The sequence below is a fragment of the Flavobacterium sp. SP2 genome, from assembly GCF_057626655.1.
The window spans coordinates 85,238-99,831 of the sequence record NZ_JBVHBT010000004.1 but is presented as its reverse complement, the minus strand read 5'-3'; the positions used below and the strand labels follow the sequence as shown (position 1 = coordinate 99,831).

12 protein-coding genes are annotated in these 14,594 nt (G+C 34.4%); 8 read left to right on the top strand and 4 right to left on the bottom strand.

The window, feature by feature from the left end; genetic code table 11:
• Positions 1 to 144: 144 nt before the first annotated feature.
• From ACZ098_RS09905 to ACZ098_RS09880, 6 genes are read left to right on the top strand one after another with little or no spacing between them, the layout of a single operon-like run.
• Positions 145 to 1,605 (top strand): DUF3375 domain-containing protein, encoded by a 1,461-nt coding sequence (locus ACZ098_RS09905; RefSeq protein WP_487311604.1) that lies wholly within the window; start codon positions 145 to 147, stop codon positions 1,603 to 1,605.
• On the top strand, positions 1,602 to 2,183 hold the full coding sequence (locus ACZ098_RS09900; RefSeq protein ID WP_487311603.1) for a DUF4194 domain-containing protein: 582 nt from the start codon (positions 1,602 to 1,604) through the stop codon (positions 2,181 to 2,183). Before ACZ098_RS09905 ends, ACZ098_RS09900 begins: the two co-directional genes overlap by 4 nt.
• Positions 2,167 to 5,586 carry an ATP-binding protein gene (locus tag ACZ098_RS09895; protein WP_487311602.1) on the top strand — a complete coding sequence of 1,140 codons (3,420 nt, stop codon included), beginning with the start codon at positions 2,167 to 2,169 and terminating at the stop codon, positions 5,584 to 5,586. Before ACZ098_RS09900 ends, ACZ098_RS09895 begins: the two co-directional genes overlap by 17 nt.
• Positions 5,583 to 6,752 (top strand): Wadjet anti-phage system protein JetD domain-containing protein, encoded by a 1,170-nt coding sequence (locus ACZ098_RS09890; protein WP_487311601.1) that lies wholly within the window; start codon positions 5,583 to 5,585, stop codon positions 6,750 to 6,752. Before ACZ098_RS09895 ends, ACZ098_RS09890 begins: the two co-directional genes overlap by 4 nt.
• A 23-nt stretch (positions 6,753 to 6,775) precedes the next feature.
• The gene (locus ACZ098_RS09885; protein ID WP_487311600.1) at positions 6,776 to 7,888 is read left to right on the top strand and encodes an HNH endonuclease domain-containing protein; all 1,113 of its coding nucleotides are present in this window, start codon (positions 6,776 to 6,778) and stop codon (positions 7,886 to 7,888) included.
• Positions 7,876 to 8,157 carry a methyltransferase domain-containing protein gene (locus tag ACZ098_RS09880; protein ID WP_487311599.1) on the top strand — a complete coding sequence of 94 codons (282 nt, stop codon included), beginning with the start codon at positions 7,876 to 7,878 and terminating at the stop codon, positions 8,155 to 8,157. Before ACZ098_RS09885 ends, ACZ098_RS09880 begins: the two co-directional genes overlap by 13 nt.
• Positions 8,158 to 8,233: 76 nt before the next feature.
• Here the strand turns inward: ACZ098_RS09880 and ACZ098_RS09875 are convergent, their stop codons facing one another.
• A complete protein-coding gene (locus ACZ098_RS09875) occupies positions 8,234 to 8,641 on the bottom strand; it encodes a helix-turn-helix domain-containing protein (RefSeq protein WP_487311598.1) in 408 nt (135 codons plus the stop codon).
• Positions 8,642 to 8,812: 171 nt separating this feature from the next.
• On the opposite strand from ACZ098_RS09875, the gene ACZ098_RS09870 reads away from it, so the two are divergent.
• Positions 8,813 to 9,673, top strand: a complete 861-nt coding sequence (locus tag ACZ098_RS09870) for a hypothetical protein (RefSeq protein ID WP_487311597.1) — start codon at positions 8,813 to 8,815, stop codon at positions 9,671 to 9,673.
• Between the two features lie 606 nt (positions 9,674 to 10,279).
• On the opposite strand, the gene ACZ098_RS09865 is transcribed toward ACZ098_RS09870, so the two are convergent.
• The 3 genes from ACZ098_RS09865 to vgrG all read right to left on the bottom strand — a co-directional run bounded on the left by ACZ098_RS09865 (position 10,280) and on the right by vgrG (position 13,301).
• Complete coding sequence (locus tag ACZ098_RS09865) at positions 10,280 to 10,978, bottom strand: DUF1826 domain-containing protein (RefSeq protein WP_487311596.1); 699 nt, start codon at positions 10,976 to 10,978, stop codon at positions 10,280 to 10,282.
• 210 nt (positions 10,979 to 11,188) lie between these two features.
• Complete coding sequence (locus tag ACZ098_RS09860) at positions 11,189 to 11,488, bottom strand: PAAR domain-containing protein (protein WP_487311595.1); 300 nt, start codon at positions 11,486 to 11,488, stop codon at positions 11,189 to 11,191.
• Between the two features lie 13 nt (positions 11,489 to 11,501).
• Positions 11,502 to 13,301, bottom strand: a complete 1,800-nt coding sequence (gene vgrG, locus ACZ098_RS09855; RefSeq protein WP_487311594.1) for a type VI secretion system tip protein VgrG — start codon at positions 13,299 to 13,301, stop codon at positions 11,502 to 11,504.
• 607 nt (positions 13,302 to 13,908) lie between these two features.
• Between vgrG and ACZ098_RS09850 the strand changes: the two genes are divergently transcribed.
• Positions 13,909 to 14,589: a TIGR04282 family arsenosugar biosynthesis glycosyltransferase gene (locus ACZ098_RS09850; protein WP_487311593.1), complete on the top strand. Its 681-nt coding sequence runs from the start codon at positions 13,909 to 13,911 to the stop codon at positions 14,587 to 14,589.
• The last annotated feature ends 5 nt before the right edge of the window (positions 14,590 to 14,594 follow it).

Genomic DNA, 14,594 nt, shown 5'->3' with positions numbered 1-14,594 from the left:
GTTTCTAAATTAATTTATTTTAATGAAAGTATTTTTATTAGTCGATACCGCGCACTAAAGCATAAAAAATGGTTTTTAAAAAAATAAGAGACTATTTATCTTTTAACCAAAACATTTAATTTAGTCACATTATATCTAAAACAAATGATTGACAGTTCAAAAATAGCAGACATACTTAACAACTCTCCTAGTGTTGACCTTCTGAAACAAAAGAACAGAGAGGTTATTATAACATTTTTAGTTAATACTTTTTCAAATCAACAAGGGACAATTTCATCAGAAAAAATACATAACCAACTTGCGGACTATTTAGAATCTATGCAAGTAGAAATTGACGAAGATGTAGAAATTACATTTGCCGACACTTTTGAAATAAAAGCAAAAAAATATATTCAAAGATGGACAAACAAAGGTTTTTTGACAAACTACCAAGATGAATCAGGCGAAATATTTTTCGAACTCTCGTCACATTCAAGCAAAACACTTGACTGGCTTTCGAGTCTCAAAAAAGAGGAATATGTAGGAGCAGAATCAAAGTTCAAAAACATCTTTAGTCAATTGAAAGAACTTGTTGAGTTTACCAATGAAGATATTGAAAAACGAATACAATTACTTGAAGAAAAAAAACTAGAAATAGAACAACAAATACAGAGAATTAAAATCGGAGAAGATGTAAAAGTATTTCAGGACTTTGAAATAGTTCCTCGTTTTAATCAGCTTACTAAATCTGCTAAGGAATTACTTTCTGACTTTAAAGAAGTTGAAGACAATTTCAAAGAAATAACGAAAGATATTTATCTCAAACACGCTGAGGGCAGTTTAACAAAAAGTCACATTCTTGAATTTACTTTTGATGCAATTGAAGAATTAAAAAACAGTCAACAAGGAAAAAGTTTTTATGCCTTTTACACTTTCATTTTAACACCTGCATTACAAGAAGAATGGGGTAACTTGACAAAGGAATTATATAAGACACTCGAAGAAAAAGAGATTGAGATTACGGACTACTTTTTAAGAGGAATGAGAAAACATCTTCATTCGTCTGGTCAAAAAGTATCAAAAGCCAACGATAAGATGGCGGAAAAATTGAGTAGGATAATTCGGGAAAACGAAGCATCAAAATCAGAGATTACAAAAAATATTATTCAAGACATTAAAAAGTCTTTAATTGAATTGAGCAAGGCAAAAATAAAACCCGACATTTCCTTTGAACTTGAAATAGATATTGAAATAAATATCCCATTTGAGAGAAAACTAACTTTTGAGCAAAGCGAAGAAGTTATCTATAAAACGAAACCAAAATTAGCAGACGAAAACATTTCGCATTCAAACCATCTTAATAAATTATTTAACCTTTCTGCAATTGACAAGGAAATACTAAGAAAAAAAATAAAAGAAGTACTTAGAGATAAATCTCAGACGACAATAGCTGAAGTAATTGAGAATTTTGGAGGAATAGAAAAAGGACTACCTGAACTGTTTGGATATATTGGAGTAGTAAAAGAATTTAAACATTCCATAAGCACAGATAAAAAACAACGAATCGAATTTGATATTAAGAATAAAAAAACAATTCTAATACCTGAAATAATCTTGATCAAATGAGCAGTTTAGAAAGAAATATAAAACCATATTCAAAAGCAATTGTAAAATTACTCAAAGGTTCAATTCAACGCACTTCAAACGTTTGGGATGATGTTGTAAATTATCAAACTGAAATTCAAGATTACATTAGTCAAATTGGCTTAGAACTAATTGTTAAGAAAGAGGAAGGATTTGCATTCGTAAAACAGTTTGAAGTCAGCGAAGGCAATACATTAGGGCTTGTAACAAGAAGGCAAATTGGTTTTGAAACATCAATTGTATTAGTTGTTTTAAGACAAAGCCTTGAAGAGTTTGACAGTAACCCTACTCAATTTCAGGTTTTTGAAAAATTCATTACTGACTTGGAAATAAAGGAAGAAGTGGAATTATTCCTTACCGAAAAATTTAACAGAGTTAAATTTTTGAAAGAGTTAGATGGTTACATAAATAATATTGTCAAGTTGGGTTATTTGTCCGAAGTGAGTAAAAAGGAAAACGAAACGAAATACCAAATCCAAAGAATAATTAAAGAGAAAGTCACTTTAGACATTCTTCGAGAATTTAAATTAAAATTACAAGAAAATGTTGAGTCTATTTAGCACAAATTCAGACAAGGCTGGATTTAGACTTCAATATATGGAAGTTTATAATTGGGGCACTTTTCACGACAAAATATTTAGAATAAATCCACAAGGAAATAATTCACTTTTAACAGGTGCAAACGCTTCTGGAAAAAGCACTTTTATTGATGCATTGCTAACCTTACTTGTTCCAGTTAAGAAAGACCGCTTTTACAATCAATCATCAGGAGTAGAAAAGAAGGGCGACAGAACCGAAGAAACTTACGTTTGCGGGCATTATGGAAATATACAACGAGAAGGAGAATTAAGCATCACAACACAAACATTAAGAGGCAAGGACACCTATTCTGTGTTGTTAGCATCGTTTTCAAATACCGACCAAAAGTCCATCACGCTTTTTCAAGTTAGATGGTTTGCCTCCGATGGTAAATTGAATAGGGCTTTTGGAATTGCATACGTGCCCTTGGATATTGAAAAAGATTTTAGCCAATTTGATGGTAAGGGCAACTGGAAAAAGCGACTTGATAGAACATACAATTCCAATTCTAACAAAAAGAAAGTTGAATTTTTTGATGGTCCAACTTCTTATGGAGAAAGAATATCTAATGTTTTTGGCATGCGGTCAATAAAAGGATTGAGTTTGTTCAATCAGGTTGTTGGAGTAAAGGTTTTGGATGATTTAGATGAATTCATTAGAACTAATATGCTCGAAGAGTATAAAGAGGACAACGAAAATGCCGAGGAAAAATTCATCAAGCTAAAATCCAGTTTTGAAACCTTAATTGATGCTAAAACAAATATCGAAAAAGCCAAAGAACAAATTGAACAATTAACTCCAATAAATGAAATTGCAATAGAATTATCCAATATTCAAAGTGAACTTAAAACGCTTAATCTTTCAAAAGAAATGGCGGTTTATTGGTTCGCAAGAAAGACAGTTGTATTGTTTGAACTCGAACTATCGAAGAGTAATGTCCAATTAGGTATTCTAAATGAGGAATTATTAACTCTTAAATCCAAAGAAACCGACCTTAAAGGAGAAGAGACTGATTTAACTGTTCAAATAAAAACTGATGAAGTTGGAAATCAAATTGAAAAACTTAAAACAGAAATTGGACGGTTAGAAAAACTCAAAGATGCAAGAACGTTAAAACTTGACGAATACAATATTATAGCAAAAAGAATAGAACTTTCTGCAAATCCAAGTATTGATATTTTCAAAGAAAACAGAGAAATCGCAAAGAATAAAAAGAATGAATATCAGTTAAAAGTTGAGGCTGAAACAGAGAACCAAAGGAAGCTCAAAAACGAAGAAGATAGTTTAATCTCTCAAAGTGATGAAATAGTTGCAACAATTCAAGCACTTCAGAAAAACAAAAATAATATATCAGGTAGGGAAGCTGAAATACGTGAAGATATTATTGCTTATGTTGGAGCAACGAGGGAGGAAATACCATTCATTGGAGAACTCATAAAAGTTCGTGAAGAAGAGAAAGTCTGGGAACTATCTATTGAAAAGATTTTACACAATTTTGCATTACGCTTACTTGTTCCAGATAAATACTACTCAAAAGTGAATGAGTATGTGAACAAAACCAACCTTGGTGGTAGAATAATTTACCAAAGGTATCGTGGCTTTACATCATTAGGAAACTTAACAACAAAAACTATTTCACAAAATAGCTTAGTAAATAAAATCGAATGCAAGCCTAAAAATATATATACACCTTGGCTTGAAGATGTTATTGCGAATCAATATAATTATGCTTGTGTAAACGAATTAACAGAATTCAACCGCTATGACGAGAGAGCAATAACAAAGGAAGGGTTAATCAAATTTGGGAAAGGGAAACACGAAAAAGACGACAGACCACATATTTCAAAGAGAGATAATTATGTTTTAGGTTGGGACAATAAGGAGAAAATTGCGAATCTGAAAAAGGACTTGATTACAATTCAAACTTCTCAAGTAACAAATAAGAAAGGATTAATAGCCATCAATATCCTAATTAAGGAACTTGGGAGTTTGAAAGAAGATTGCTTTAGCATATACTCAACATACACTAAATATGATGATATTGACTGGCAAAATTATGCTAATCAAATTCAGGAAAAAGAAGATGCAAAGAAGGCACTGGAGACTACAAACGACAGAGTTAAAGCATTACAAGAACAACTATCAAAAGTTCGAGAGTCTTTAAAAATACTCACCGATACTGACATTAAAAATAAAAATAAAGAAATATTTCAGTTAGAAGAAGTTGTAATTAAAGGCATAATAGGTGATTTAGAATTTAATCGAAAACTACTTGATTCTATTGGTAATAAAGACACTTCTGAATTTGAATTATTGAATATAGAACTGCAAAAGGTAGAGTTTGCAAACATAAAAGACGAGCAAACGGAATTTCAAAAAATCAATGCTTCTAAACTTAAAGAATTAGAAAATTCAAATGAAAGTAAAGAAAGAAAGGTAATCAAATTGATTAGTGAATTTAAAAATCCACCAATTGAGATAACAGATAAATTCAAGGATTGGCGTTCAGATGTAAGCAGATTGCCTGATTCTAATAATCTTGATTTACTTGAAGAATACCAAAGTTTCTATCAAAAATTGATAGCGGATGATTTACCAAGGTTTGAAAAGAAATTTAATGAATATTTACAAGATACCATTTTACGAAAAATCGGAGATTTTAGAATGTTTTTTGAAAACTGGTCAGATTCTATTAAGGAAAATATTCGCCTTTTAAATGAATCGCTGAAAGGAATTGATTTCAAAAATTCTCCAATTACTTATATCCAACTCATTTCACAGAGAAGGAAAAATCAATTAGTTGATAACTTTAGGGATTTGCTTTACAAGGCAATTCCAAATTTCAAAGAAATTGAAGCAACAATTGATGGAAAGAAAGATCACTTTTACACCAACATTGAACCGCTTATTACGAAATTGAATAATGAGAAATGGCGACATGAGGTAATGGAAGTTCGCTCTTGGTATAGTTATAAAGCAGAAGAGTTTTACAAGGAAACCAATCAGAAATTCAAAACCTATGAAAATATGGGACAACTTTCTGGTGGTGAAAAAGCACAACTGACTTATACGATTTTAGGTTCTGCGATTGCATATCAATTCGGACTTACAAAAGAGGGTTTACAAACAAATTCCTTCCGATTTATTGCAATTGATGAAGCATTTAAGGCACAAGATGAGGACAAAGCTCGTTATCTAATTACTCTTTGTAAACAACTTCATTTGCAACTTTTAGTTGTGACTCCAAGTGATAATATTCACATTGTTGAAGATGCAATTTCATTTGTTCATTTTGTAGAAAGAAAAGATGAAAAATATTCTTGGCTTTATGATATGCCAATTGAGCAGTTCAAAGAGGAACGTAATAATTTCATCAATAAATGATTAGCCCGAATGACATAAAAGCGAAGGCAGAAAGAAAATACTTTTCCTTTCTGCAAGCAATTGTTCAGGCAATCCCATTTTCAAGAATTGTTATTCCAGGCGATAAAACTTACACTAAAGCATCAATTGCCGATTTCCATAACGATATATTGGCATTAGCAAATCAGTCAAAGGAAAAGAAAGGATTTGGCTTTACAATAGACTATCAAACAGTAAGGACAAAAACAATTGGAATGCAAAGCCTTCCAACAATTATTTACTTCGATACAGAAAAAGACTTTTTAAAGTTTTTGGGTAAGGAAAAGGAAGTTGAGAGTTTCATTAATGACTGGCAACTGATTCACACTCATTTTCCAGAATTAAAAGATTGGATAATTAAAAATCCAACTAAAATCATTCAGCATCATGCCAAATGGGAAAGCATTGTAAAGGTATGCAACTATTTCAAAAACTATCCAAAGCCAAATCTTTACATCAGAGAATTACCAGCAAATGTTCACACTAAATTTATTGAATCTAATCAAAGTATAATAGCTGAGCTATTGGATATAATTATTCAAAACCACATTAACCCAAATGAAAAGGAATTTGAAAAACGTTTTAATTTAAAATTTCGTGAACCCTTAGTTAGATTTAAAATATTAGACAAAGAAATTAGTCAATTTTTCTTCTCTAGTCTTGACGACATTTCTATTCCTGTTAGCCAATTTGAAAATCTTAAACTTCCTTTAAAACAAGTTCTTATTGTTGAAAATAAAACTACATTATTCACAACTTTGACCTTGCCTAAAATGGACAAAACAATTGCAATTTACGGACAAGGCAATGCAGTCACAAATATTCAAAAAGCTAAATGGTTAAACGACATAAAAGTTCTTTATTGGGGTGACATTGATGTTCACGGATTTGAAATGTTATCAAGAATTAGAAAGTATTTCGACCATACTCAAAGTGTTTTAATGGACAAGACAACCTTTGAAAAGTACTTTGAAAATGATTCAGGAAAACCTACCACTGATACAACAGTACTAAATCTTACCGATAGTGAAATAAAACTTTACAATCTATTAAAGACAAACAATTGGAGACTTGAACAAGAAAAAATACCATTTGACTTTGTTAATCAGTACTTTTCGTTTTTAATATCTAATGCAGGATTTTTTTAATAATTTATATATAGTACTAATTTATGAATGAAACATTTATTAATATCAGTAAGATTATTGAACGAGATAGTAAATCAACAACCTATAAATTTGCTTTATTACGAGGTACTATAGATATCATTCAAGACAATTCACCGTACATTGTAATCAAAAAAAATGTGGTCGAAATTCCATTGGGCTTACTTATCGAAAAATGGATGATATACTATTACCCTATTTTAGATAGCAATGTAATTATTCCTCAAATTTATGGAGAAAACTTAAAAATAGCTTTTCAAAGTAAATTTCTAAAAATCATAAATTATTACAACAAATTTGGAGGAATATCAGCTTTTTATAATGATCTACGAATTAAGGGGATTAGCGATGAAATCAATGGAGAATTCTATGAACTAATTAAAGAATTAAAAAACAACATCGTTAAAAATCCAATGCAGTATATTGGTAATTCAATTAATAAACAGGGTTATTCAATATATAATTATCAAAACAACTCCTTATTAAAAAAAACAGCAATCCAAAATTCTAGCTGGCTAATAAACAGTTGCGGTACTTTTACTATTCCATTAGAATATTTTGAAGCATTCAAAGTTTTAGGTAGCTTTATTAGTGGTACAGATAACATCCTGTTCAAATGGGCTGAATTCTCAGTAAGTGCTAGTGGAAAAAAATTAAATCCAGAAAAAGTCATAAGTGAAATACTTAAAAATCCAATCACAGAAAGAGAGGTGAAAAATTCAAAGAAATTATATAAATCAATCCTACAAGAAAATGGAGAAATAATCTGTGTATGGACAGGAAAAAAAATCAGCAGCTATGACGTTGACCATGCTATTCCATTTTCAATATGGAAAAATAACGACTTATGGAACTTACTTCCTGCCCAATCTTTAATCAATAATAAAAAAAGAGATAAAATTCCATCGGGATCATTAATTAAAAAACAAAAAGAACTTATAATATATTATTGGGAAATCATCCAAAAATCAGAAGAACAAAGATTTTTAGAAGAAATTCAAATCACGCTTTTAGGAAACAATCCTTTAAGAAATTGGCAGAATAGTGCTTTTAATCAACTTTTAAATACTTCAAAATATCTTATTGAAACAAGAGGTTACGAAAAATGGGAATTATAATAGATAATATAAATAGTCACTTAACTGCCATTGAAAGAACTTCTCTTTTGTATCCAGCTAGAATATTACTTGACCGAAAAAAGATAAAAGGTAAAGTTTTAGATTTTGGATGTGGCATTGGAAAAGATGTTGAATTGTTAAAAAATAATGGATTTAATATCGATGGCTATGATCCCTATTACTTTACTGAATTTCCAACAGAAAATATGATATTTTTCTATGTGTTATGTTCTAATGAAATTCTTCTAAGAAGAACAACGCTATGTTAAACATTTTTTTTGAATAAGGTAAAATGTATTTAATACTAAAAAAAGCCTTTCATTTGAAAGGCTTTTTTATGAATTACTATTTCTTCAATTGCTCCAAATAAACAACCTTATCCTTTTCAGCTTGTACTAATCTTTCGTACAACTTTTTATTTTCTTCATAAGCTTCAATAAGCTTATCTAATGGATTGAATGTGCAGTGATTATTATTTCCAAAATGGCTATTAGAAACTGCCTCATTAAAACTATTAAAATAGTTAATCATTCCTTCCTCACTAAAGTTTTTAATTCCATCAATAGTTACGCCTAAAGCTTGTGCAACTTCAACCAATTTTTGCTCCTCAATCGTTTCACTATTTTCAAGAGCACTAACAGTTTGCTGGCTAACTCCTAAAGCCTGTGCAAGAGCTTCCTGCTTCATACCGCGCAGTTCTCTAATACGGCTAATTTTTCTTCCTAAGTGGCTGGGTTTAGTGGCTGTGCTCATAATGTAAAGGTAATTAATAGTTGGGATAGTGGTTGTCGGTAAAATACCAAAGATTCTTAGTACAATACAATTCTCTTTGGTTTCATACAGCAAATGCCCTAGGTAACTTGCAGTACAGTAACACAAAAATATACATTTTTCAAATAGGTTTAACAAGTAACAATCCAAATTATGAAAAACTTCCATACAATGCCAGAGGTAGCCACAGTACTAGACCAAGCTGCTGAGGTAATCAAACAATTTATAAAAACAAGCGCCATCTACTGCTTTGCAACCAAATCAGAAAATGAGATAATAAGTAATGCGTTCAATCAAGAAAATACAGTTGCTTCAGCTAAAACACACCTCTTCTTATTAGTAATTACAGAAGAAACCAAAAACAACGCCACCGCCGACCTAGCCGATCTCATTGCAGGCACAGTCCCAAACTGCAACGCAACACTCCTACTCCACAAAGCAAGTTCATTGCGACAACTAACTTCAAACCAAAAATGGTGCTTCCACCACATCATGACCAACACGACCCCAATTTGGATAAACAAAAACCAACCACCATACCTGCACCTAGACAAAGAACCAACAAGAAAACCAGAACTCTCAGAAATATACTGGAACAACCGCGTAAGAATCGCCAAAACCTTCCTAGAATCCGAAAACCAAATTGAGGTCTCAGGATTGGAATGCGTACAACATAGCATGCAGCACATAGCCGTAGAGCAAATCTGCTTAGGTCTAATTGAGGTATTTCTAGGCTACCACCCCAACCACTATGCACTCGCCTACCTCTTCAAATTGTGCAGCACATTCACCACACTCACCGAAGAATACTTCCCAACAAAAACAGAGGAAGACCAACTACTCTACAAACTCCTAACCACAAACTTCCACACACTACGACACGCACAAACCAACTACCACAGCTTCACCTACACCGAACTACTATCAAAACGCTGTGGCGAATTTCTAGAAAACGCACAAATAATAGCCAATAACGAATTAAAGAGGTTAGCAACACAAAACCACCACCACTGAAAAAACAGTTGTATAGTATTTTTAGGATTAAGAATTATATTGGTATAACTATAATAGGATTTATTTATTAATCTGTATAGTTATTTTTGGACGGGTCTTAATGTACGGATACTGTAGAGATACTGTAGAGATACTGTAGAGATACTTTAGAGATACTGTAGGGATAATGTACGGATAGTGTAGGGATAGTGTATGGATAGTGCATGGATGGTGAAAGTACCAGATAGAAATAAACCACAGTTCAAATAAGGATAAACGGAGGATAATTTAGTAAGGAAACAATCCGCAGCAGGGTCAACATAAAATAAAAAACAAGACTACATAAGAACTTCTTCAACCAACTACAAGACACAACAACAAGAAGTTTACAAGCTACGAACTAACTAGCGCCCAAAGGATACCAGTTAGTAAAGTACATTCCTTAAAGTGCAAATAGTGTAATGCAGCATTCGACTCAAATAAGCAACAATTTTGACCCGATTAACACAAATAATAGGATCATTCAGTAGCAATCGCCCATCCATAAGGAGGTCACTTTCAGTAAACTCAAAAAACTCGAGTGCATTATCAATAGGGTCTAGTTATAATTATTTAGGTTAGAATTCCCTAACAAATCAACAACAACCGCAACACACCATCCGTTTCAAGGGGCGCTCTATGAATGCAAGGCAACGCCTTTTGGGTCGGATGGTCTACAGCCAAGCGCCAAAGATGTCCTACGCCTAAATTGGTTGGTACTGCGTTGGGTACCGCTTGGTAATGCAAATCGAAATAGTTTTCTTTCAAAAAGTCTTCGAATTCTGGTTCTGGTCCGCCGTGGAGCGCTTTTAGTTGTGCTCTAATATCGGGAATTTGCACTTTTGCCACCGCTTGGTCGTTGGCAATAAGATCACTTGCTGCGCCATGGTAGGTGCATAAAAACGTATCGGTGGCTATGGGCGAACGGTCTACATGAAACGAATAGACGTCGGTTGTAATGAAATCAAAATCGGTATCGCGTTCGTAATAGTTCAGTAAATTGAGCACTGGAGCAGCACCGCAATCGGTTAACAATTGTAAATCGTTTAGGATAGTAGCTCTTGCAAGCTGCCCTTGTTCGGATAGTTGGAGTGCCCACAGGTCGCTGGGTGTTACTTCGGTTATGGCTTCTTTCAAGTGCAGTTGGTTTACAATTTCATGAAAATCACCTTCTAAATTGCGGTGCCAGCACAAAGCATTTCGTTCGCCTACAAAAGCTGTAGTTGTAAGCTCTTCAAAAGTGGTTACGGTACCAATTTGTTTGTGGTTCGAAAAGGTTGGGTTCATAGTAGGCACTTTAGTTGCTTCGTGCGGTGCAAAATTATACTATTTGAAATAACATCCAACGAACGGAATAAAACGACACCTAAACCCTACTTGTAGTAAACTAGTTAGCTTAGTCATTAGATAATGGGATCCATGCCAATCAAAATAATGTTCTTGTAATAAGTCGTTACCTGCTGCAAGCACTACTGATGCACTTTCATAAAGTTGCAGTTATCCGCCAATTATAACATCGTAGGCTCCACCAAGAATTGTTCCTCCGTGAGTGGTTTTGTCTCCCACTCGTGCTGCGGGTACACCACCTATAAAGACTGTTGCCGATCCTGTTGCAATAGCATCTGGTGGTCCTACGCATTGCAGTACATCACCCACTCGTGCGGCTGGTAATCCTGCAATTAATACGGTTGGCATTCCGGGACCAATAATGGGTCCACCAACATGAGGAATAGGAGAAGGTTCTGGGGTAACCATAGGACATTCGTGGAAGTCGGTCAATCGTGCTGCTGCTGGCATATAGTTAGATTATTTAGTTGATTTGTACCATTGCGCCTTTCAGCGTTAATTGTACGCCGCCACATACCTCAGCAGTCATTGCGCCTTGCGCTCTATATTGCACAGCTGCGGATTCGTTGATGTTCAATCCGGTGGTGGTAACATCGCCACCACTCGATGCCATGTTGACTCCTTGTGTTCCTTTGATGGTCACCGTTTCCTGAGCCGAAATCGTGATGCTTTTAGGGCTTGATATATCTATACCACTAGCTGACAGTACAATACTATTTTGGTTTTCATCTTTAATCGTGATTTTCTTGTCTAGGTCGCTCATCATAATAGTATTTTGATTGGGCGTGCTGACCGTCCAGATTTTATTTTCATCATCAAATGCTACGGCAATACCTGACTTGGAAACAAGAGCTTTTATGGAATTATTTTCGTTTGGCACTAAACCCGTAGCAGGTGTGTTTTTAGTTCCGCTGTACAAACTTCCCAAAATTATAGGATACCGCGGATCTTCATTCAAAAACCCTAGAATAACCTCGTCTCCTACCTCGGGTAGAAAAAAAGCTCCAGCTCCGTGGGTAGCATAAAAATTAGAAAGTCGCGCCCAGATACCACTTCCATTGGTATCAAATAAAGGAACAGCTACTAAAATGCGGTATTGAGCATCGGGATCTTCATGAATTTTCTGCACAGTTCCATTGAAAAGTCCTCTTGCCGCTGGAATCAATCCCGATGCTGGTGGTGCCATAACATCGGTCGCTTCGGCAAACCAATTCGGCGAAAGCCCCAAACTCATTTCTGTAGTCCAATTTCCTTCTGAAAAAATATGCGTTACACCACCAATAAGATACGCGCCATTAAAGCGATCGCTAAGACCTGTAAACGTGACGTATTTTCCGGGATCAATTGCGCTGGCACCTTGAATTAGGGCAGTACCCTGAATCTTTGAATATGCGCTTTTGCTAATTTGGGCTTTTGACCAGTTGTTTAAATCGGCTGCTTCCAAAGGTGCGGTCGTTTGCTGCTGGTAGGAATCGAGTGCAACAACTTCTGATAATTTCTGTGAAGATAAATTTCCAGCTCCCAAAACAGTAGGAACTGCTTCGCTCTCGATAACCGTTTGATTTTGATAATCCCAGCTTTTAGAAGTAACATGAGCTAATTGTGTAAGTGAATTTAATTCGGCATTAAACTCCAAAAGATTAGTTCCGTACGTTATAGTAAGTACCGATGTAGTAGTAGTATCAGGAGCATGTACGCTAATTTTTCCATTAACTACCGTTACAATAAGTCCATTCGATTCGGCAAGTGTCATAACATAATCCCAATCGGTTACATAATACTGTACTTGTTCAGGCCACACTGTTGCAGTGGCTTCGGTAGCAGCAGCTAATCCTGAATAATTTTCTATGATAGCAGTAATAATTTCACTGTCTTTTTTATTATAATACGTACGGCTTTTTCGGCCTACAATCATACTGATGGCACGGTCACGACATTCAATTTCTAAAGCTGATCCTACAAGACGGTCAATCCGAAGAGATTGACTGGTAATGATGCCTTCAAAAATAACTTCGTTTTGGGTATCGTAACCTGCTTCTATACTGATTGTAGCACCCGGAATAAAAATGGAAGACGAACTGGCTTCAAATTGACCTGTTTCAGGATCGCCATCCATAATTACAATTTTGGCACTTGGAATTCGGTTTGCGCTTTTCTGAATCTGTACCGAATGCACACTAAGTTCTGCCGGTAGTGCTGTACCGTTGACTTTAATTATAAATGTAACTGTACCGCCAGTGTTCATTGTATCTGATGTACTCATTATTTAGTTGTATTGGTTAGAGGAAAGATAGTAATTATTCTATCGCTATTCCAAAAATATTCTCGTAATAATCGCTGCAATTTCATATGCAGTTTGTACGCTTTTCAGTCGCTGCTTTGTACAACTTATGAAAAAGACTATTTTCGGCTGTACTAAAATACAAATTAAAAACAAGTTGAGCATTGCAACGAATGCTACTTGTATTTCCATTTATAGAATAGTCACTAGCGGCTTACGATTTCTTTAAAAATGAAAACAACAACAAGCCTATTTTAAAAAAGAAAATAAATAGTACGTCGTTATTCTTACAAAAAATCGTTACTTGCAGTAGCTCTTGTTTTGGTAGTTACAACGTGGTAAGTTACTGATGTTCTTGAACGTATTGATTGGAACTAGATAGTGTACGAATTCCTAATAAAACCAAACCGTACCCCGATGGTAACGAAAAGTGGTTTCGGAACGTAAAGTGTTACATAAACGCCACAAACTATCTCGTTACTTTTCTCGTATATCTGATTGCAAGTTTAAAATGGCTTGGTAGAGCTGCGTAACATAAATTAAGTTAAAAAGTGTTTCACATTAAAGATAGCGTTTAATTGGTAACTGGATGAAAGATTTGAAAACAGCTGTTGTAATTTTTGCCTATTCTGCCGAATATGAGGCAACGGTTAAGCCATTTCTACATTCGAAAGCGGTATTTGAATCGCTAAACCAGCGGGTGTTACAAATTGTCAAGGAAACGCAATTACCCTATTTTTTGATTACCGAAAAAGAACAGGTAGGCGCTACTTTTGGCGCACGTTTTACACATGCCCTACAAGCTGTTTATGATTTGGGCTACGAATCTTTGCTCGTTGTTGGTAATGATACGCCGCACTTAACCGCATCGCAATTGCATGTTGCTGCGGCAAAGTTGGCTGAAAACAAACTGGTAGTAGGCGAAAGCCACGATGGTGGATTTTACCTTCTAGGAATTCAAAAAGCCCACTTTCAAGTAGCGCCATTGCTGCAACTTCCATGGCACAAGCAAAATTTAAGCACCGCACTATCCAACCTATTTAGTGCCAACGCAGTGCCTGTTTTCTTCTTAAAAAAACTGCACGATGTTGATGACTTTCAAGATATTAAGAAACTAGTACGACTGTTCAAAAAGGTATACCGTTTTTTATTCGAATTATTTTTAATAATTACCTTTCAAAAAAGAAAATACGATACGTCATTTTTAGTAGTTGTACCCAAGCTACTACTACCAGATTCGTACAATAAAGGATCACCTATTCTTATATAATTGAG